The sequence below is a fragment of the Pseudaquabacterium pictum genome (genome assembly GCF_005403045.1).
GTDB classification, from domain to species: Bacteria; Pseudomonadota; Gammaproteobacteria; order Burkholderiales; family Burkholderiaceae_C; genus Pseudaquabacterium; species Pseudaquabacterium pictum.
In genome coordinates, this window is the sequence record NZ_BJCL01000001.1 from 99858 (window position 1) to 117977 (window position 18120).

Annotated in this window: 17 protein-coding genes; 14 read left to right on the forward strand and 3 right to left on the reverse strand. The window is 70.6% G+C overall.

The window, feature by feature from the left end; translation table 11 throughout:
• The first annotated feature begins 3 nt into the window (after window positions 1-3).
• From FFT10_RS00385 to FFT10_RS00395, 3 genes are read left to right on the forward strand one after another with little or no spacing between them, the layout of a single operon-like run.
• Complete coding sequence (locus tag FFT10_RS00385; RefSeq protein ID WP_137730788.1) at window positions 4-981, forward strand: NAD(P)H-dependent flavin oxidoreductase; 978 nt, start codon at window positions 4-6, stop codon at window positions 979-981.
• Window positions 982-1025: 44 nt separating this feature from the next.
• Window positions 1026-1475: a hypothetical protein gene (locus FFT10_RS00390; protein WP_162520661.1), complete on the forward strand. Its 450-nt coding sequence runs from the start codon at window positions 1026-1028 to the stop codon at window positions 1473-1475.
• 22 nt (window positions 1476-1497) lie between these two features.
• Window positions 1498-2226: an SDR family oxidoreductase gene (locus FFT10_RS00395; protein WP_137730790.1), complete on the forward strand. Its 729-nt coding sequence runs from the start codon at window positions 1498-1500 to the stop codon at window positions 2224-2226.
• Between the two features lie 9 nt (window positions 2227-2235).
• On the opposite strand, the gene FFT10_RS00400 is transcribed toward FFT10_RS00395, so the two are convergent.
• Both FFT10_RS00400 and FFT10_RS00405 read right to left on the reverse strand, forming a co-directional pair.
• Window positions 2236-3006 (reverse strand): tRNA-uridine aminocarboxypropyltransferase, encoded by a 771-nt coding sequence (locus FFT10_RS00400; RefSeq protein ID WP_228026897.1) that lies wholly within the window; start codon window positions 3004-3006, stop codon window positions 2236-2238.
• A complete protein-coding gene (locus tag FFT10_RS00405; protein ID WP_137730791.1) occupies window positions 3003-4046 on the reverse strand; it encodes an alpha/beta fold hydrolase in 1044 nt (347 codons plus the stop codon). Before FFT10_RS00405 ends, FFT10_RS00400 begins: the two co-directional genes overlap by 4 nt.
• Window positions 4047-4208: 162 nt before the next feature.
• Here FFT10_RS00405 and FFT10_RS00410 point away from each other — a divergent pair, with 162 nt between their 5' ends.
• From FFT10_RS00410 to garD, 10 genes are all read left to right on the forward strand, one after another.
• Entirely contained in the window at window positions 4209-5759 is a 1551-nt protein-coding gene (locus FFT10_RS00410) for a fatty acid--CoA ligase (protein ID WP_137730792.1), read from the forward strand.
• A gap of 69 nt (window positions 5760-5828) precedes the next feature.
• Entirely contained in the window at window positions 5829-7304 is a 1476-nt protein-coding gene (locus FFT10_RS00415) for an amidase (protein ID WP_137730793.1), read from the forward strand.
• Window positions 7305-7309: 5 nt separating this feature from the next.
• Window positions 7310-8341, forward strand: coding sequence for a LacI family DNA-binding transcriptional regulator (locus tag FFT10_RS00420; protein ID WP_228026898.1), 1032 nt, complete (start codon window positions 7310-7312; stop codon window positions 8339-8341).
• Between the two features lie 109 nt (window positions 8342-8450).
• Window positions 8451-9422, forward strand: coding sequence for a Bug family tripartite tricarboxylate transporter substrate binding protein (locus tag FFT10_RS00425; protein WP_137730794.1), 972 nt, complete (start codon window positions 8451-8453; stop codon window positions 9420-9422).
• Complete coding sequence (gudD, locus tag FFT10_RS00430) at window positions 9422-10747, forward strand: glucarate dehydratase (protein ID WP_137730795.1); 1326 nt, start codon at window positions 9422-9424, stop codon at window positions 10745-10747. Before FFT10_RS00425 ends, gudD begins: the two co-directional genes overlap by 1 nt.
• Window positions 10748-10767: 20 nt before the next feature.
• The gene (locus tag FFT10_RS00435; protein WP_137730796.1) at window positions 10768-11733 is read left to right on the forward strand and encodes a Bug family tripartite tricarboxylate transporter substrate binding protein; all 966 of its coding nucleotides are present in this window, start codon (window positions 10768-10770) and stop codon (window positions 11731-11733) included.
• 27 nt (window positions 11734-11760) lie between these two features.
• Window positions 11761-12549, forward strand: coding sequence for an HpcH/HpaI aldolase family protein (locus FFT10_RS00440; RefSeq protein ID WP_137730797.1), 789 nt, complete (start codon window positions 11761-11763; stop codon window positions 12547-12549).
• Window positions 12550-12574: 25 nt separating this feature from the next.
• A complete protein-coding gene (locus FFT10_RS00445) occupies window positions 12575-13474 on the forward strand; it encodes a 2-hydroxy-3-oxopropionate reductase (RefSeq protein ID WP_373282453.1) in 900 nt (299 codons plus the stop codon).
• Window positions 13471-14601, forward strand: a complete 1131-nt coding sequence (locus FFT10_RS00450) for an L-talarate/galactarate dehydratase (RefSeq protein WP_137730799.1) — start codon at window positions 13471-13473, stop codon at window positions 14599-14601. Before FFT10_RS00445 ends, FFT10_RS00450 begins: the two co-directional genes overlap by 4 nt.
• Before the next feature lie 16 nt (window positions 14602-14617).
• A complete protein-coding gene (gene garD / locus FFT10_RS00455; protein ID WP_137730800.1) occupies window positions 14618-16189 on the forward strand; it encodes a galactarate dehydratase in 1572 nt (523 codons plus the stop codon).
• Here garD and FFT10_RS00460 read toward each other — a convergent pair.
• Window positions 16167-16559, reverse strand: a complete 393-nt coding sequence (locus tag FFT10_RS00460) for a DUF1428 domain-containing protein (protein ID WP_137730801.1) — start codon at window positions 16557-16559, stop codon at window positions 16167-16169. The two genes, garD and FFT10_RS00460, sit on opposite strands and share 23 nt — an antisense overlap.
• 227 nt (window positions 16560-16786) lie before the next feature.
• Here FFT10_RS00460 and FFT10_RS00465 point away from each other — a divergent pair, with 227 nt between their 5' ends.
• Window positions 16787-18085, forward strand: coding sequence for an MATE family efflux transporter (locus FFT10_RS00465; RefSeq protein ID WP_228026899.1), 1299 nt, complete (start codon window positions 16787-16789; stop codon window positions 18083-18085).
• The last annotated feature ends 35 nt before the right edge of the window (window positions 18086-18120 follow it).

The window sequence follows — 18120 nt, forward strand, 5'->3', positions numbered from 1 at the left end:
GCCATGAAGACCCGCATCACCGAACTGTTCGGCATCCAGCACCCCATCATCCAGGGCGGCATGCACTATGTCGGCTTCGCCGAGATGGCCGCGGCCGTGTCCAACGCCGGCGGTCTGGGCCTGATCACCGGCCTGACGCAGAAGACGCCCGAGCTGCTGGCCAACGAGATCCGCCGCTGCCGCGAGATGACCGACAAGCCGTTCGGCGTCAACCTGACCTTCCTGCCCACCGTCAGCAGCCCGGATTACCCCGGCTACATCCGCGCCATCCTCGACGGCGGCGTCAAGGCGGTGGAAACCGCCGGCAACAATCCGCAGAAGTGGCTGCCGATGCTGCACGAGGCCGGCGTGAAGGTGATCCACAAGTGCACCAGCGTGCGCCACTCGCTGAAGGCGCAGTCCATCGGCTGCGATGCGGTCAGCGTCGATGGCTTCGAGTGCGGCGGCCATCCGGGCGAGGACGACATCCCCAACTTCATCCTGCTGCCGCGCGCGGCCGACGAGCTGAAGATCCCGTTCGTGGCCTCCGGCGGCATGGCCGACGGCCGCAGCCTGGTGGCCGCGCTGGCCCTGGGCGCCGAGGGCATGAACATGGGCACCCGCTTCATCGCCACCAAGGAGGCGCCGGTGCACCAGAACGTGAAGGACGCCATCGTCGCCGCCAGCGAGCTGGACACCCGGCTGGTGATGCGCCCGCTGCGCAACACCGAGCGGGTGCTGCGCAATGCCGCGGTCGACCGCCTGCTGGAGAAGGAGAAGGCCCTGGGCGCCAGCATCAAGTTCGAGGACATCATCGACGAGGTGGCCGGCGTCTACCCGAAGATCATGACCACCGGCGACATGGAAGCCGGCGCCTGGAGCTGCGGCATGGTGGCCGGCCTGATCCACGACATCCCCACCGTCCAGGAGCTGATCGACCGCATCATGGCCGAGGCCGAGGCCATCATCAGCCAGCGGCTGGCGCGTTTCGCCGCCTCCTGAGGCGCTCAGGACAACCGGCAGGCCCCGGCGTGCGTTGAACACCGATGATGTTCACACGCACCTGCCGGGCCCTGCTGACTGTCCTGCTGGCCGCGCTGGCAGCTGCCGCCGCGGCCCAGGCGGCGGAACCCACGCCACAGGACCGGCGCGCCGCCCAGTGCGTGGCCGCCCTGGAAGCCAGCGCCGATGACCTGGTGCGCCAGGTCAAGGCCGGCAAGGAGACGGCCCGCAAGCCGCTGCTGGACCGGCTGACGCAAGGCGCTGCCTTCGTGGGCGACAGCTACCTGCACGGCAATGCCAATGAAGACCAGGCCCGCGCCCTGGTCGACCAGGCCGAGGCGGCCCAGCGCGCCCTGAGCCCGGCCGAACTGGCCGCCCGCCAGACCGCCTGCGCCGGCGAGGCCAACCGCCTGCTGGCCAATGCCAACGCGCTGCAGCGGGCCGTGATCAAGCGGCTGGCGCGCAAGCGCATGGACAAGCTGCTGGGCGCCTGAGCCCGCCCACCGAGGACATGCCATGACCGACAAGAAAGCCATCCTGGTGATCGGCGCCGGTGACGCCACCGGCGGCGCCATCGCCCGCCGCTTTGCGCGCGAAGGCTACATCGCCTGCGTCACCCGCCGCAGCGCCGACAAGCTGCAGCCGCTGCTCGCGCAGATCCGCGCCGACGGCGGCGAGGCCCATGGCTTCGGCAGCGACGCCCGCAAGGAAGACGAGATGGTCGACCTGGTGGCGCGCATCGAGCGCGACATCGCGCCCATCGAGGTGGCGGTGTTCAACATCGGTGCCAATGTGCGTTTCCCGATCACCGAGACCACCGCCCGGGTGTACACCAAGGTCTGGGAAATGGGCTGCTTCGCCGGCTTCCTGATGGGCCGCGAGTGCGCCAAGGTGATGCTGCCGCGCGGGCGGGGCACCATCCTGTTCACCGGCGCCACCGCATCGCTGCGCGGCCGCGAGGGCTTCTCGGCCTTCGCCGGCGCCAAGGCCGCGCTGCGCGCGCTGGCGCAGAGCATGGCGCGTGAACTGTGGCCCCGAGGCATCCACGTGGCCCACCCGGTGATCGATGGTGCCATCGACACCGAGTTCATCCGCAGCAACTTCCCCGAGCGCTATGCACTGAAGGACCAGCAGGGCATCCTCGACCCTGACAGCATCGCCGAGACCTACTGGCAGATCCACCAGCAGCCGCGCAATGCCTGGACGCACGAGACCGAACTGCGGCCCTGGCTGGAGAGCTGGTAGCCGCGCCCGTCAGGCGGCCGCGCAGGCCGCCACGGCCGCGCGCAACTGCTGGTGCGCAGGGCCTTGCAAGTCGGCCGGCAACTGGTGGCGGGCCTGCAGGTAGTGGTGGGTGAAGACATCCAGCCAGGCGTCCAGCACCGCCGCGGCGTGGTGCTCGCCCGCCAGTTGCAGGCACAGCGACGCCACCTCGCTGGTGCAGAAGTGGTCGTTGCGCCGGCTGCGCCGCAGGCGGTAGGCCGAGATCTGGTCGGGCTGCAGGTGCAGCACCGGCAGCGCATCCAGCAGCGGCGTCTTGCGGAACATCTTGCGGGCCTCGGCCCAGGTACCGTCCAGCAGGATGAACAGCGGTCGGCGGGCCGGTGTACGGTCGTCGTCAGCGGGAGAGGGCAGTTGCTGCACCACCCGCTCCGGCGCTGCGTACTCCTGCGGAAACACCACCAGCGGCTGCCACTGCGGATCGGCCAGCAGGGCGGCCAGCCCGGGGTCGGTGGCGGTGCGGGCCCAGCCGAAGGCGGCGGTGTCCGGCACCACATCGGCCACCAGCCAGCCGGTGTTGCTGGGCTTCAGCGGCTCGGTGTCGGCCATCAGCAGGCAGATGCCCGCCTGCGTGGGCACGCGCGGCTGCCAGGCGCACAGGCAGTGGCTGGTTGGCAGGCGGCAGCCGCCGCAGCGCGCGCCCTTGGGCCCGCCACGGGCCAGGAAGGGCTTGGTGCTGCGGGCCAGGCGGTCGGCCCGCAGGCGGGCCACCGCATGCGGCACCGGGTGCGTGTGGTCGGTCAACTGGCCAGCAGCGCGCGCACGTGGCCTTCGATGAAGGCGCGGTCCTCGGGCTGGCTGACCGGGTTGCCGGCGCGGTGGCCCCACACCGACGGGATCGGGTGCAGCGCACCGTGGCGCAAGTGCGGCAGCTCCAGCCGGTTGTCGTCGACCTGGAAGTACAGGTCGTGGTCGCCGGGCATCAGCAGCACCTTGGCTTCGATGGCGGCCAGCGCGCGGGGCAGGTCGCCACCGTACAGCGCATTGGCGCTGATGTCGCCGTGCTGCCAGGTCCAGAACTGGGCCAGCAGGTCGGCCGGATCGCGCCGCGAGAAGTTCGCTTCCCAAGACGACACCAGGTAGTCCTCCAGCGAGCTGGCGCCCAGGCCGCGCCACAGCTCCTGGCGGTAGAAGGTCTGCGACAGGGCCCAGCCGGCGTAGATGCGCCCCATGGCGCGGAAGCCGCGCACCGGCCGGCCGGTGAAGGCGCCGTCCTGGTAGGTCGGGTCGGCCATCAGCGCGGCCTTCACGCCCTCGATGAACACCTGGTTGTGCGGCGCGCAGCGGGCGGCGCCGCACACCACGGCGATGCGTTCCACCGCCTGCGGGAACAGCGCCGCCCAGTGGTAGGCCTGCATCGCGCCCATCGACCAGCCGTACACCATCGCCAGCCGGTCGATGCCCCACACGGTCTGCAGCATGCGGCGCTGCACATGCACCGCGTCGAAGCAGGTCACATCCGGGTAGCGGCTGCCGGTGTCGGGCCAGGGCGTGTTCGACGGCGAACTGGACAGCCCGTTGCCGAACAGGTTGGCGATGATGATGAAGTGCCGCGACGGGTCGAGCGCGCCGCCGGTGCGCACCATGTGCGCGATGTCGTCATGCTGGGCCGCGTAGGACGTGGGGTAGAGGATGGCGTTGGACTTGTCGGCATTCAGCGTGCCGAAGGTCTTGTAGACCAGGCGCATGTGGCGGAAGGTGCGTCCGGACTGCAGCACCACATGCCCGGCGTCGAAGCTGCCTTCGGTGCCGGTGGCGGGATCGACGGGCGTGGAGGTGGTCATGGCAGGCCTGGCAGGAGAGTCGGGCGATTCTCGCCCGCGTGCCGGTCAGGGGTGCAGGCGTCGCCGAGGCGACACCGGCCGCCGGTTGCGGGATGGTCCCGGGGCCGCCGGCGGCCCCCCGTCGCTAGAGTGGGCCATCCCCATCCGACCGGTGCACCCGCCATGGACACGCCTGAACTGCTGACCATCGATGCCTTCATCCGCCACTGGGCTGCGGACCGGCCGCAGCGCCCGGCCATGGTGGGCGAGCGGCGCATCCACTTCGCCGAACTCGACGCCAGCACCCACCGGGTGGCCACCGCGCTGCTGGCCGCCGGCTTGAAGAAGGGCGACCGCATCGCCTGGCTGGGCAAGAACGCGGTGCTGTACTTCACCCTGCTGTTCGGCGCGGCGCGCATCGGCGTGGTGATGGCACCGGTGGGCTGGCGGCTGGCCGCGCCGGAGCGGCGTTACATCGTGCACGACACCGAGAGCAAGCTGCTGTTTGCCGGCGAGGGCTTCGCCGACGACGCCCGCGCGATGGCGCCGCAGCTGCCGCTGGTGCAGCGCATCTTCTCGGCCGACGAGGCCTGGGCCTGGATCGATGGCACCACGCCGGCCCCGTTTGTCGCCAGCGGGCCGGAAGACGCCATCCTGCAGCTCTACACCTCGGGCACCACCGGCAACCCCAAGGGCGTGGAGCTGTGCAACCGCAACCTGTTCGGCCTGCGCCGCCAGGCCCAGCAGGCCGGCCTGCCCTGGGCCGCCTGGGACGACGACGAGGTGGTGATGGTGGCCATGCCCTGCGCCCACATCGGCGGCACCGGCCTGGGCTTCATGGCCCTGGCCGGCGGGGTGAGCGGCTGCGTGATGGCCGAATTCACGCCCGACGGCTGCTTCGACGCCATCGAGAAGGAGGGCGTGACCCGCTTCTTCGCGGTGCCGGCGGCGCTGCAGATGCTGGTGAACCACCCGCGCTGCGCCAAGACCGACTTCAGCCGGCTGAAGTACATCTTCTACGGCGCCGCGCCCATCCCGCTGGCCCTGCTGCAGCAGTGCGTGCAGGCCTTCGGCTGCCAGTTCCTGCAGGCCTACGGCATGACCGAGACCACCGGCACCGTGGTCACCCTGCCGCCGGAAGACCATGATCCCAAGGGCAGCCCGCGCATGCGCGCCGCCGGCAAGCCGGTGCCGGGCGTGGAGGTGAAGATCGTCGGCCCCGACGGCCAGACCGTGCCCACCGGCGAGGTGGGCGAGATCGTCACCCGCTCCAGCAACAACATGCTGGGCTACTGGAAGCAGCCCGAGGCCACCGCCCGCACCAAGACGGCCGACAACTGGGTGCACACCGGCGACGCCGGCTACATGGATGCCGACGGCTATGTCTACATCCACGACCGGGTGAAGGACATGATCATCAGCGGCGGCGAGAACGTCTACCCGGCCGAGGTGGAGAACGCCATCTACGGCCACCCCGACGTGGCCGACGTGGCGGTGATCGGCGTGCCCGACCCCACCTGGGGCGAGGCGGTGAAGGCGGTGGTGGTGCCGCGCCCCGGCCACACCGTGGACCCGGCGGCGGTGATCGCCTGGGCGCGTGAACGCATCGCCGGCTTCAAGGTGCCCAAGACGGTGGACGTGATCCCCGAGCTGCCGCGCAACCCCACCGGCAAGATCCTGCGCCGGGCGCTGCGGGCGCCATATTGGGAAGGGCGCGACCGCCAGGTGAACTGACCGGCGCGCTGCCCTAGACTGGCGCCGCGCCGGCGCAGTGCCGGCACCGATCTTCAGGATGCAGGCGACATGACATTGGCGATGGGGTGGGACGAATGGGTGGCGCATGACGCCGTGGCCCTGGCCGAACGGGTGCGCCGCGGCGACCTGACGCCCGCCGAACTGGCCGCCCAAACCGCCGCCGGCGTGGCCCGGGTCAACCCGCAGCTCAGCGCGGTGGTCGAATTGTTCGACGACGCGGTGGCCGATCCGCTGGCTGCCGGCGCGAAATCCGACGGCTTCTTCGCCGGTGTGCCCTTCCTGATGAAGGACCTGGGCCCGACCATGGCCGGCCGGCTGCAGGAGATGGGCTCGCTGTTCATGCGCGGCAACCGTGCCACCGAGGATGCCTTCCTCACCGGCCAGATGCGCCGCGCCGGCTTGAATCTGATCGGCCGCACCACCACGCCGGAGTTCGGCGTCTGCTCGTCGGCCGAGAACCCGGCGGTCTACATCACCCGCAACCCCTGGGACACCGCTTACACCACGCTGGGTAGCAGTGCCGGCACGGCGGCGGCGGTGGCGTCGGGCGTGCTGCCGCTGTCGCATGCGACGGACGGCGGCGGCTCGATCCGCATCCCCGCCGGCGCCAACGGCAACATCGGCCTGAAGCCGTCGCGCGGCGTGTTCTCGATCGCGCCCAAGCTGTCGGACCTGACCGGCCTGGTCTCCACCCAGGGCTGCCAGAGCCGCACGGTGCGCGACACCGCTGCCTTCATCGACCACTGCCGCGGCGGCGCACCGGGCGAGTTCATGCCGTACTGGATGCCGGCCGAGCCCTGCCTGCAACTGATCGCGCGCGACCCGAAGCCGCTGCGCATCGCGCTGTCGCATGCGTGGGGTGGCTACAGCGCCACGCCGCACTTCGTCGATGAGCTGAAGCGTGTCGGCCGCTTGCTCGAAGGCCTGGGCCACCAGGTCGATTGGGCGCTGCCCGCGGTGGACCTGCGCGCCGCCTTCGCCGCCCAGACCACCTGCTACATCAGCAACTTCGCGCAGACGATTGCCAACCTGCTGGCCGCACGCGGGCTGTCCGAGCCGCCGCCTGGGATGATTGAGCCGATCAACATCCGCATCTGGCAGGCCGGCATCGGCACCAGCTTCAGTGAGCGGGCGCAGATGCAGGCGGTGTTCAACACCACCGCCCGCGGCTTCGGCGCCTTCTTCGAGGACTGGGACATCATCCTCACGCCGATCACCGCGCTGCCCACGCCGGCCATCGGCACCACCGAGTACCTGACGACCAGCACCAACCCGTCGGTGCTGGACTGGTTCGACAACCTCTGGCAAAGCTTCGCCTACACGCCGCTGTCTAACCTGTGCGGCATTCCGGGGGTGTCGCTGCCGCTGGGTTGGCAGGCCAACGGCCTGCCGCTGGGCATGCACTTCCAGGCGAAGCAGGCCAACGACGGCCTGCTGCTGCAGCTGGCCGCGCAGGTCGAGCGGGCGCTGGGCGGCCGCTGGAACGACGGCCGCGTGCCGGCGGTGCACGTCACCCGGGGCTGAGTGCCGTGGCGCCAGAGCCGCCCAGCCCCAAGCGCAGCCGCCGCGGCAGTGGCGCCGTCACCCTGCACGACGTGGCGCGCCTGGCCGGCGTGGCGCCGATCACCGCTTCGCGCGCGCTGAAGACACCGCAGCAGGTGTCCGAGGCGGTGCGCCAGAAGGTGGCCGATGCGGTGGCCCGCACCGGCTATGTGCCCAACCTGCTGGCCGGCGGCCTGGCCTCCACCCGCAGCCGGCTGGTGGCGGCGGTGGTGCCCACGATCTCGGGCATGGTGTTCCTGGAAACGGTGCAGTCGCTCACCGAGGCGTTGGCCGCGCACGGCTACCAGCTGATGCTGGGCCAGGCCGGCTACAGCGGCAACCGCGAAGACGCGCTGCTCGAAGCCATCATCGGCCGCCGGCCCGACGGCATCGTGCTCACCGGCATCATGCATTCGGCCGAAGGCCGCAGGCGGCTGCAGGCCGCGGGCATCCCGGTGGTCGAGACCTGGGACCTGACGCCCACGCCGATCGACATGCTGGTGGGCTTCTCGCACAGCGAGGTGGGCAGGGCGGTGGCGCTGTACCTGCATGCCAAGGGCCGCCAGCGCCTGGGCGTGGTGACCGGCGACGACGAGCGCGCCCGCCGGCGCAGTGCCGCCTTCCAGGCCGCCGCGCACACACTGGGATTGCCGGAGGTGCCCATCGTGCAGGTGGCCACGCCGACCACGCTGCAGCGCGGCCGGGATGGCCTGGCGCAGCTGCTGGCGCAGCAGCCGAGGGTGGATGCGGTGTTCTGCAGCTCGGACCTGCTGGCCCTGGGCGTGATGACCGAGGCCCGCACCCGTGGATTGGGCGTGCCGGACGATCTGGCGGTGGTGGGCTTCGGCGATCTGGAGTTCGCCGCTGCGCTGGCGCCGTCGCTGACGACCGTGCACATCAAGGGCGCGGCCATCGGCCGGCAGGCGGCGCAGTGCATCGTCGACCGGGCCGAGGGCCGCACCGTGGCCACGCCGGTGGTCGACATCGGCTTCTCCATCGTGCCGCGGCAGAGCGCCTGATCCGGGTTTGACCTGAGCTGCAGCGCCTTGTCGCGCAGCATCGGTAGCGCTACCATTCGGCGGATTTGGTAGCGCTACCTTGCGCCTGCCGCACACAGGAGACTGCACGATGACCCGCCTGACCACCGCCCTGGCCGCACTGGCCCTGGCTTGCGCGCCACTGGGCGCCGCCTGGGCCGACACCTGGCCCAGCAAGCCGGTGACCCTGCTGGTGCCGTTCCCGCCCGGCGGGTCCACCGACATGATCGCCCGCACCTTGGGGCCGAAGCTGCAGGAGAAGCTGGGCGGCACCTTCGTCGTGGCCAACCAGGCGGGTGCCGGCGGCACCGTGGGTGCGGCGGCGGCCAAGCGTGCGGCGCCCGATGGCTACACCATCTTCGTCTCGTCGCTGGGCCCGTTCGTCATCGGGCCGCACCTGGTCAAGGGCGTGGCCTACGACCCGCTGAAGGACTTCGACTACCTCACCGTGGCGGTGCAGGCGCCGAATGTGCTGGCGGTGCCGGCCGCGTCGCCGCACAAGAGCCTGGCCGACGTGCTGGCCTTCCACAAGGCCAACCCGGGCAAGATGAGCTTTGCCTCGGCCGGCAACGGCACCAGCGACCACCTGACGGCCGAGCTGTTCTGGCAGGAGACCAGGACCACCGGCCTGCACATCCCCTACAAGGGCGGCGCGCCGGCGATGAGCGACCTGCTGGGCGGCCAGGTGGACGCCAGCTTCATGAACATCAACACCGGCCTGGCCAACATCAAGGGCGGCAAACTGCGGGCGCTGGCCATCACCAGTGCCAAGCGCTCGCCGCTGCTGCCCGATGTGCCGACCATGGACGAGCTGGGCTACAAGGGCGTCACCGTCACCTCCTGGCAGGCATTTACAGCGCCCAAAGGCCTGCCGGCCGACATCAAGGCCAAGCTGCACGAGGCCCTGCTGGCCGGCCTGGCCGACCCGGCCATCAAGACCAAGCTGCTGGACCTGGGCTTCGAGATCGTGGGCAACACGCCCGAGCAGTTCACCGCCTTCCAGGCCGCCGAGTTCGCGCGCTGGAAGAAGGTGATCGAGACCGGCAAGATCACGGCGGATTGATGGTGTCCACCCCCGTCATCACTGCGCTGCGCGCCATCCCGGTGGCAGGGCGCGACAGCATGCTGCTCAACCTGAGCGGCGCGCACGGCCCGTTCTTCACCCGCAACCTGCTGATCCTGACCGACAGCGCCGGCCGCACCGGCATCGGCGAAGTGCCCGGCGGCGAGAAGATCCGCCAGACGCTGGAGGATGCCGCCGCGCTGCTGATCGGCCAGCCCATCGGTGCCCACCTGCAGCTGCTGCAGCGGGTGCAGCAGACCTTTGCCGACCGCGACAGTGGCGGCCGTGGCCTGCAGACCTTCGATCTGCGCACCACCATCCATGCGGTCACCGCCATCGAGTCGGCCCTGCTCGACCTGCTGGGCCAGCACCTGGGCGTGCCGGTGGCCGCCCTGCTGGGCGAGGGCCAGCAGCGCGATGCAGTGCAGATGCTCGGCTACCTGTTCTACGTGGGTGACCGGCGCCGCACCGATCTGCCGTATGTCGCTGACGACGACAGCAACGACTGGCTGAGCCTGCGCCACCGCACCGCGCTGACACCCGAGGCCATCGTGCGCCAGGCCGAGGCGGCGCAGGCGCGCTACGGCTTCCAGGATTTCAAGCTCAAGGGCGGCGTGGTGGCCGGCGAGGAAGAGGTGGCCGCCGTCACCGCGCTGCACCAGCGCTTCCCGCAGGCCCGCATCACGCTGGACCCGAACGGCGCCTGGTCGCTGAAGGACGCGGTGCGCCTGATGCGTGATCTGCACGGCGTGGTGGCCTATGCCGAAGACCCCTGCGGTGCCGAAGGTGGCTTCAGCGGCCGCGAGGTGATGGCCGAGTTCCGCCGCGCCACCGGCCTGCCCACGGCCACCAACATGGTGGCCACCGACTGGCGCCAGCTGGCCCATGCGCTGGCGCTGCAGAGCGTGGACATCCCGCTGGCCGATCCGCATTTCTGGACCATGGCCGGCAGCGTGCGGGTGGCCCAGACCTGCCGCGACTGGGGCCTGACCTGGGGCAGCCACTCCAACAACCACTTCGATGTGTCGCTGGCGATGTTCACCCATGTGGGCGCGGCCGCGCCCGGCAAGGTGACGGCCATCGACACCCACTGGATCTGGCAGGACGGCCAGTTCCTGACGGAAGCGCCGCTGCAGATCGTCGGCGGCATGGTGCAGGTGCCGCAGGCGCCTGGCCTGGGCGTGACGCTGGACATGGGCGCGGTGGAACGCGCCCACCAGCTCTACCTGCAGCACGGCCTGGGTGCACGCGACGATGCCGTGGCGATGCAGCACCTGATTCCCGGCTGGCGCTTCGATCCCAAGCGGCCGGCCCTGCTGCGCTGACAACTTTCCCAGGAGACCCCATGCATCCCACCACCACCCGCCGCACCTTGATCGCCGCCCTGGCGCTGGCCGCCTGCACCGCTGCCCAGGCCCAGGCCTGGCCCAGCAAGACGCTGCGCATCGTGGTGCCGTACCCGCCCGGCGGCTCGTCGGACATCATTGCCCGGGCCATCGCCCCGGCCCTGGGCGAGGCCTTCGGCCAGACCGTGGTGGTGGAGAACAAGCCCGGCGCCAACGGCAACACCGGCACCGATTTCGTGGCCAAGAGCAACGACGGCCACACCCTGCTGCTGTGTGACGTGGGCGCGCTGGCCATCACCGCCTCGGTCTACAAGCAGCTGCCGTTCGACCCGGGCAAGGACCTGCGCGGCGTCACCATGCTGGCCTATTCGCCGCACCTGCTGGTGGTGCACCCGTCGGTGCCGGCCAACAACCTGGCCGAGCTGGTGGCGCTGTCGAAGAAGCAGAAGCTGAACTTCGCCGTCACCGCCATCGGCAGCGCGCCGCACATGGCCGGCGTGGCGGTGGAGAAGGCCACCGGCGCCGAATGGGCCTACATCCCCTACAAGGGCGGCGCCCAGGCCATCGGCGACACCGTCGCCGGCCAGACCCAGGTGCTGATGAACGGCATGCTGGCCACGCTGCCGCAGGTGCAGGCCGGCAAGCTGAAGGTGCTGGGCGTGAGCAAGGCGACCCGCATGCCGTTGCTGGGCAATGTGCCCACCATCGCCGAGCAGGGCGTCAAGGGCTTCGAGAGCGGCACCTGGCAGGGCCTGTTGGTGCCCGCAGCCACGCCGCCGGCGGTGCTGGCCAGGCTGTCGGCCGAGGTCACCCGCATCATCCGCAGCCCGGCGGTGCGCGAGCGCCTGGTGTCGCAGGGTGCCGAGGTGCACACCATGAGCCCGGCCGAGTTCACCGCCTTCTTCGAGCGCGAGCGCAAGCAGTGGGCCGGCACGGTCGCACAAAGCGGTGTCAAGATCGACTGATCCCTCACTTCACCCAAGGACGTTCCCATGCGGACCAACAACCTGCGCACGATCTGGCAAGCCGGCGGCGCCGCCGTCAACGGCTGGCTGGCCGTGCCCAACAGCTTCTCCGCCGAAGTCATGGCCCACCAGGGCTGGGACACGCTCACCATCGACCTGCAGCACGGCGTGGTCGACTACCAGGCGATGGTGACCATGCTGCAGGCCATCAGCACCACGCCCACCGTGCCGGTGGTGCGCGTGCCCTGGCTGGAGCCCGGCATCCTGATGAAGGCGCTGGACGCCGGCGCCTACGCGGTGATCTGCCCGATGGTCAGCACCCGGGAAGAAGCGCAGAAGCTGGTGGCCTGGACCACCTATGCGCCCAAGGGCACCCGCAGCTTCGGCCCGGTGCGGGCGCTGTACTACGGCGGCGCCGATTACCCGGCCCATGCCGACAAGACGGTGGTGCGCTTCGCGATGATCGAGACGGCCGCGGCGCTGGACAACCTCGACGACATCCTGTCGGTCGAAGGGCTGGATGCGGTCTACATCGGCCCGTCCGATCTGTCGCTGGCCCTGGGCTGCAAGCCCAGCATGGACGACCTGGAGCCCAAGGCCCAGCAGGCGGTGGAGCACATCCTGGCCCGCGCCAAGCACCACGGCGTGGTGGCCGGCATCCACAACGCCGGGCCGGCGTCGGCACTGCGGCGCATCGGCATGGGCTTCCAGTTCGTCACCGTCAGCTCGGACGCCAAGCTGATCGCCGAAGGCTCGCAGCAGATCATGGCCGCGATGCGTGCCGGCCAGCCGGCCAAGCCGTCCAGCGGCTACTGATTCCACCCCATCAACCAAGGACCACATTCCCATGAACGTCGGATTCATCGGCCTGGGCATCATGGGCACGCCGATGGCGTTGCACCTGCTCAACGCCGGCCACCAGCTCTTCGTCACCACCCGCAGCAAGCTGCCCGAGGCGGTGGCGGCCACCAGCGCCGTGCGCTGTGCCAATGCCGCCGAGGTGGCGCGCCAGGCCGAGGTGGTGTTCCTGATGGTGCCGGACACGCCGGATGTGGAGCAGGTGCTGTTCGGTGCTGGCGGCGTGGCCGAGGCGCTTCCGTGCGCCGGCGCCCGCAAGGTGGTGGTCGACATGAGCAGCATCTCGCCGATGGCCACCAAGGCCTTCGCCGCGAAGATCAATGCGCTGGGTGCCGACTACATCGACGCGCCGGTCTCCGGTGGAGAGGTGGGCGCCAAGGCCGCCAGCCTGACCGTCATGTGCGGTGGTGACCAGGTCGTTTTCGACCGCGTGCTGCCGCTGCTGCAGCTGATGGGCAAGAACATCACCCTGGTGGGTGGCAATGGCGATGGCCAGACCACCAAGGTGGCCAACCAGATCATCGTGGCACTGAACATCGCCGCCGTCGGCGAGGCCCTGCTGTTCGCCAGCAAGGCCGGCGCTGACCCGGCCAAGGTGCGCCAGGCACTGATGGGCGGCTTCGCCAGCAGCCGCATCCTGGAAGTGCATGGCGAGCGCATGATCAAGCGCACCTTCAACCCCGGCTTCCGCATCAAGCTGCACCAGAAGGACCTGAACCTGGCGCTGCAGGGCGCGCGCGAGATCGGCGTGGCGCTGCCGCAGACCGCCGGTGCCGCCCAGCTGATGCAGGTGTGCGCGGCCAACGGCATGGGCGACCTCGACCATTCGGCGCTGGTGAAGGCGCTGGAGCGCATGGCCGACCACCCCGTCGCCGAGGGTTGAGCTTGGACCGCATCGCCCACATCCGCCTGTCCAGCGTCATCCTGCCGCTGGCCAATCCGATCAGCGATGCCAAGGTGCTGACCGGCCGGCAGAAGCCGATGACCGAAATCGCGATGCTGTTTGCCGAGCTGCAGACGGCCGACGGCCACACCGGCCTGGGCCTGAGCTACAGCAAGCGCGCCGGTGGCCCGGGTCAGTTCGCCCATGCGCGGGAGCTGGCGCCCACGCTGATCGGCGAAGACCCGAACGACATCGCCCGGCTGTGGAACAAGCTGTGCTGGGCCGGCGCGTCGGTGGGCCGCAGCGGCCTGGCGGTGCAGGCCATCGGCGCTTTCGACGTGGCGCTGTACGACCTGAAGGCGCGCCGCGCCAGTCTGCCGCTGGCCAAGCTGCTGGGCGCCTGGCGCGACAGCGTGGCCTGCTACAACACCTCGGGCGGCTTTCTGCACACGCCGCTGGAGCAGTTGCTGGTCAATGCCCAGGCCTCGCGCGAGCGTGGCATCGGCGGCATCAAGCTCAAGGTGGGCCAGCCCGACCGGGCGCTGGACTTGCGCCGCGTGGAAGCCGTGCGCAAGCACCTGGGCGATGACGCGCCGATCATGGTCGACGCCAACCAGCAATGGGACCGGCCCACCGCCCAGCGCATGTGCCGCGCCTTCGAGGATTTCAACCTCGTCTGGATCGAGGAGCCGCTGGACGCCGACGACCACGCTGGCCATGCCGCGCTGGCCGCGCAGTTCGACACGCCGATCGCCACCGGCGAGATGCTGACCAGCGTGGCCGACCATGCCAGCCTGATCCGCCACGGCGCGGCGGACTACCTGATGCCGGACGCGCCGCGGGTGGGCGGCATCACGCCCTTCCTGAAGATTGCGGCCCAGGCCGAGGCCGCCGGCGTGATGCTGGCGCCGCACTTCGCGATGGAACTGCATGTGCACCTGGCCGCGGCCTACCCGACCGAGCCCTGGGTGGAGCACTTCGACTGGCTGGAACCGCTGTTCAACGAGCGGCTGGCCATCGCCAACGGGCGGATGCTGGTGCCGACACGACCAGGCCTGGGCCTCAGCCTGAGCGACCAGGCCCGTGCCTGGACCCGGCAGACCGCCGAGTTCGGTGTCCGCCCCTGAATTGCAAGCCACCGCCATGAACGCTGTTCCGCACACCATCCGCATGCATGCGGCCGACAACGTGGCCATCGTCGGCAACGATGGCGGGCTGGATGCCGGCACCGCCCTGGTCAACGAGCCCGGTGCCGGCCTGGTGCTGAAGGACCGTGTCCCGCAAGGCCACAAGGTTGCTCTGGTCGACATCCCCGCCGGCGCGCCGGTGCTGCGCTACGGCATCCCCATCGGCCATGCGCTGAAAGACATCGAAGCCGGCCGCTGGGTGCATGAGCGGCTGCTGCAGATGCCCGACGCGCGCGGCCTGGTCGACCTGCCGATGGCCACCGCCACGCCGCCCGATCTACCGCCGCTGACCGGCCACACCTTCGAGGGCTACCGCAATGCCGACGGCTCGGTGGGCACGCGCAATCTCCTGGCCATCACCCAGACGGTGCAGTGCGTGGCCGGCGTGGTCGACTTTGCGGTGCAGCGCATCCGGGCCGAGCTGTTGCCGCGCTACCCGAACGTCGACGGCGTGGTGGCGCTGGAACATGGCTACGGCTGCGGCGTGGCCATCGATGCGCCCGATGCCAAGGTGCCGATCCGCACGCTGCGCCACATCAGCCTGAACCCCAACTTCGGCGGTGAGGTGATGGTGGTGAGCCTGGGCTGCGAGAAGCTGCAGCCCGAGCGGCTGCTGCCGCCCGGCAGTTTTGCGATCCGCGATGAGCGGGCCGCCGACGATTCCCAACTGGACGTGGTCTGCCTGCAGGACAACGCCCATGTCGGCTTCCTGTCGATGGTCGACAGCATCGTGCGCCAGGCCGATGCACACCTGCAGCGCCTGAACGCCCGCCGCCGCGAGACCGTGCCCGCCAGCGAACTGGTGGTGGGCGTGCAGTGCGGCGGCAGCGATGCCTTCAGCGGCGTCACCGCCAACCCGGCGGTGGGCTTCTGCACCGATCTGCTGGTGCGTGCCGGCGCCAGCGTGCTGTTCAGCGAGACCACCGAGGTGCGCGACGGCATCGCCCAGCTGACCGCCCGCGCCGCGACGCCCGCCGTGGCCGACGCCCTGGTGCGCGAGATGGCCTGGTACGACGCCTACCTGCAGCGCGGCGGCGCCGACCGCAGCGCCAACACCACGCCGGGCAACAAGGCCGGCGGGCTGAGCAACATCGTCGAGAAGGCGATGGGCTCGATCGTCAAGAGCGGCAGCGCGCCGATCCGGCAGGTGCTGGCGCCCGGCGAGAAGCTGCAGGGCAGGGGGCTGACCTACTGCGCCACGCCGGCCAGTGATTTCATTTGCGGCACGCTGCAGCTGGCCGCCGGCATGAACCTGCATGTCTTCACCACCGGCCGCGGCACGCCCTACGGCCTGGCCGAGTGCCCGGTGATCAAGGTGGCCACCCGCACAGATCTGGCGCGCCGATGGCACGACCTGATGGACGTGAATGCTGGCACGATCGCCGACGGCACCCAGACCATCGAGCAGGTGGGCTGGCAGCTGTTCCAGCTGATGCTGGACGTGGCCAGCGGCCGCAAGAAGACCTGGGCCGAGCAGTGGAAGCTGCACAACGCGCTGGTGCTGTTCAATCCTGCGCCGGTGACCTGAGTCTGGCCTTCACGTCGACCACCCTCGTGAAGCCGCCGAAGATCATGCGCTTGCCGTCGAACGGCATGGGCGGGTTGCCGGGCGTGGCAGGATCCATGCGCGGGTCTTCCATCATCTTCTTCATCCCGGCGTCGCGGGTGGCCTTGTCAGGCCATTCGACCCAGGCGAAGGCGACGGTCTCCTCGGGCGTGGCCTGCACGGCGCGGCGGAAGTCGGTGAGCTTGCCGTCGGGCACGTCGTCGCCCCAGGCCTCGACCACGCGGAGGGCACCCAGCTCGAGGAACAGCGGGTCGAAATGACTGGCATGCGCGATGAATGCCTGCCGGTTGGCGGTGGGAACCGCGATCACGAAACCATCGATGTAGGACATTGCTTCACTCCTTGTGGGTGGACAGGGCGGCGCACCCGCCTGTGGGCGCGCGCAAGCCTTGGTCGAACGGCAACGGGCCAAATCGACAGGGCCCACCGCCAGGCCTGCCGCCTGGGCGACAGCCCAATGCTGCACGCTGGCCATACTGCCCCATGGCCGCGTCTCCTGTTCCTTCCTCCAATCCCCTCCTCACCGCCCCCGTCCTGCCCACCCTCTGCCGCCTGGCCGTGCCCAACATCATCGCGATGGTCGGCAGCGCGCTGGCGGCGATTGCCGAGACGGCCTACATCGGCCAGCTGGGCGTGCCGGCGCTGGCCGGCATGGCGCTGGTCTTTCCGCTGCTGATGCTGCAGCAGATGTTCTCCGGCGGGGCCATGGGCGGCGGCATCGCCTCGCTGGTGTCGCGCGCGCTGGGCGCCGGCAACACCGCGCGGGCCGAGGCGCTGGTGGTGCATGCGCTGGGCATCGCGGTGGTGGCCGGGCTGGTGACCACGGTGGTGATGCTCACCCTGTCGGATGCGGTGTTCGGGCTGCTGGGCGGCCGCGGCGAGCCGCTGGCCCAGGCCGTGGCCTATGCGCATGTGGCCTTTCTCGGCTCCACCGGCGTGTGGCTGCTCAACACCCTGTCGGCGGTGCTGCGGGCCACCGGCAACATGCTGGTGCCTTCGGCCGTGCTGATCGCGGTGGGGCTGACCCAGGTGGCGCTGGCCGGCGTGTTCGGCCTGGGCGCCGGGCCGATTCCGCGGCTGGGCATGCCCGGCATCGCGATGGGCCAGGTGCTGGCCTATGCCGGCGGCACCGCGGTGCTGGCCTGGTACCTGGCCGCCGGCAAGGCGCGCATCCGGCTGCGCCTGCGCGGCATTCCCTGGCAGCCTGGGTTGGCGCGTGACCTGCTGCAGCTGGGCGCCAAGGCCTGCGCCTCGCCGGTGCAGACCATCGGCACCATGATGATCCTGACCTGGCTGGTGGCCCGCAGCGGCCCGCAGGCGCTGGCCGGCTTCGGCATCGGCACCCGGCTGGAATACCTGCTGGTGCCGCTGGCCTTCAGCTTCGGCGCCGCGTCGGTGCCGCTGATCGGCATGGCCATCGGCGCCGGCCAGGTGGCGCGGGCACGCCAGGTGGGCTGGACGGCCGCCGGCATGGCCGGCCTGCTGCTGGGCAGCGCCGGCCTGGTGCTGGCCATCGTGCCGCAGCTGTGGACCGACCACTTCACCCACGATCCGGCGGTGCTGGCCGCGGCCGACACCTACTTCCACTGGGCCGGGCCGTTCTATGCGCTCTACGGTGCGGGCCTGAGCCTGTATTCGTCGGCCATCGCCGCCAACCGGGTGGGCGGCCAGGTGCTGGCCGGCACGCTGCGCCTGCTGCTGGTGGCCGGCGGTGGTGCCGCCCTGGTGGCGGCGCAGGCGCCGGCCTGGTCGATCTTTGCGCTGGTGGCGCTGGGCATGGCGGCCTACGGCACCGCGTCGATCCTGCTGGTGCGCTACACGCCCTGGGAGCCGGCGGCGCGGCCGGCGCCGGCCTGAGCGCGGGCCGCGCACCTGCACCACCACTGCGCTGG

Coding starts and splice junctions, on each gene's coding strand:
- FFT10_RS00385 (WP_137730788.1), top strand. CDS start 4: ATGAAGACCCGCATCACCGAACTGTTCGGCATCCAGCACCCCATCATC.
- FFT10_RS00390 (WP_162520661.1), top strand. CDS start 1,026: ATGATGTTCACACGCACCTGCCGGGCCCTGCTGACTGTCCTGCTGGCC.
- FFT10_RS00395 (WP_137730790.1), top strand. CDS start 1,498: ATGACCGACAAGAAAGCCATCCTGGTGATCGGCGCCGGTGACGCCACC.
- FFT10_RS00405 (WP_137730791.1), bottom strand. CDS start 4,046: ATGACCACCTCCACGCCCGTCGATCCCGCCACCGGCACCGAAGGCAGC.
- FFT10_RS00410 (WP_137730792.1), top strand. CDS start 4,209: ATGGACACGCCTGAACTGCTGACCATCGATGCCTTCATCCGCCACTGG.
- FFT10_RS00415 (WP_137730793.1), top strand. CDS start 5,829: ATGACATTGGCGATGGGGTGGGACGAATGGGTGGCGCATGACGCCGTG.
- FFT10_RS00425 (WP_137730794.1), top strand. CDS start 8,451: ATGACCCGCCTGACCACCGCCCTGGCCGCACTGGCCCTGGCTTGCGCG.
- gudD (WP_137730795.1), top strand. CDS start 9,422: ATGGTGTCCACCCCCGTCATCACTGCGCTGCGCGCCATCCCGGTGGCA.
- FFT10_RS00435 (WP_137730796.1), top strand. CDS start 10,768: ATGCATCCCACCACCACCCGCCGCACCTTGATCGCCGCCCTGGCGCTG.
- FFT10_RS00440 (WP_137730797.1), top strand. CDS start 11,761: ATGCGGACCAACAACCTGCGCACGATCTGGCAAGCCGGCGGCGCCGCC.
- garD (WP_137730800.1), top strand. CDS start 14,618: ATGAACGCTGTTCCGCACACCATCCGCATGCATGCGGCCGACAACGTG.
- FFT10_RS00460 (WP_137730801.1), bottom strand. CDS start 16,559: ATGTCCTACATCGATGGTTTCGTGATCGCGGTTCCCACCGCCAACCGG.